1 protein-coding gene and 1 pseudogene are annotated in these 1,388 nt (G+C 63.3%); one reads left to right on the top strand and one right to left on the bottom strand.

The window, feature by feature from the left end; all coding sequences use genetic code 11:
* On the bottom strand, nucleotides 1-516 hold a 516-nt coding region (locus tag ACXJL8_RS41045; protein WP_456687040.1), incomplete at its 3' end, for a DUF898 family protein.
* A gap of 155 nt (nucleotides 517-671) precedes the next feature.
* Here ACXJL8_RS41045 and ACXJL8_RS41040 point away from each other — a divergent pair.
* Nucleotides 672-1,388: pseudogene (locus ACXJL8_RS41040) on the top strand (cytochrome P450); the annotation flags it as partial.

Here is a 1,388-nt window from a genome sequence, read left to right as displayed (position 1 = left end):
GATCAGGAGCTCCTTGCCGCGCCCGGTATATTCGGCGGCATCGCCGTCGATCGCGGTGTTCGACCAGAGATGACGGCGGATGTCGGTCACCAGCCAGAAGCGGTAGAAGCCGAAGGTGACCAGCTCGAGCATGGCCCCCTTGGTGACCATCTTGCGGAACTCGCTGCGGTCACCGGAGAAGTCGACCCGCGTGGGCGGCAGCGGCGGCGGTACTGGTTGGGGCGGGCCGATAGGAGCCCATTGCAAATCGTTCACGGCAGCAACCTCGGGATGCGGACCTGGTCCGCTCAAACTATAGATCAGAGGTTGGTCGATCCCCAAGATCGCCGGGTTCGATTTTCCCTCGGTTTCGAGCGATTTCTGGCATGATTTCAGGTCGAGCGGCGTGCGACAGGTCACGCTTCGTAACCCGGATGGAGCCAACGGGTCGGCGCGAAGCGCCGCCCGATGACAGGCTCCGCGCAATCCGGGACAGCGCCAATGGCGGCCCGAATCCCGGATTGCGCTTCGCTCCATCCGGGCTACGCACCTACGCCCCCTACCTCTCGCAAAGGTTGGATGTGGCAAAACTCTCCCTTGCTCCGGCGCAGACAACGGGTTGTAATTGCAAATCAAATACCGCAGCGCAGAATTCATAAAAAAGCGCGCGGTTCACGTCAGGGAGAGCGGTCATGCACGGGACCATCGAAAGCGCGGCAAAGCTCGACGCATTGCGCGCGCGCGCCTCATCACTGCCGCTTGAACAGTTCGATCCGGGCGATCCCGAATTGTTCAGGACCGATACGTTCTGGCCCTATTTCGATCGCCTGCGCCGGGAAGATCCCGTGCACTATTGCAAGGACTCGATGTTCGGGCCGTACTGGTCGGTGACGCGCTACAACGACATCATGGAGATCGAGACCAACCATTCGGTGTTCTCCTCGGCCTCCGCGCTCGGCGGCATCACCATCCGCGACATCGATCCCGACCTGCGCCGCGAGAGCTTCATCTCGATGGACCCGCCGCGCCACGCGGCGCAACGCAAGACCGTGGCGCCGATGTTCACGCCGACGCATCTGGACAATCTCGCGCTCAGCATCCGCGAGCGCTCGGCCGAGTGCCTGGACAACCTGCCGCGCGGCGAAGTGTTCGACTGGGTCGATCGCGTCTCGATCGAGCTCACCACGCAGATGCTCGCGGTGCTGTTCGATTTCCCCTGGGAGGACCGCCGCAAGTTGACGCGCTGGTCGGACATCGCCACCACCATTCCCGGTCCCGACGGCCTCGTCGCCACCGAAGACGAGCGGCAGGCCGAATTGACGGAATGCGCCGGCTATTTCGCGCGCCTCTGGAAGGAGCGCATCGAGCAGCCGCCGAAGAGCGACCTGCTCTCGATGATGGCGCATGGG

The organism is Bradyrhizobium sp. P5_C11_2 (assembly GCF_054049755.1).
The sequence above is the reverse complement of the archived record's forward strand: the minus strand, read 5'-3'. Positions and strand labels throughout refer to the sequence as shown.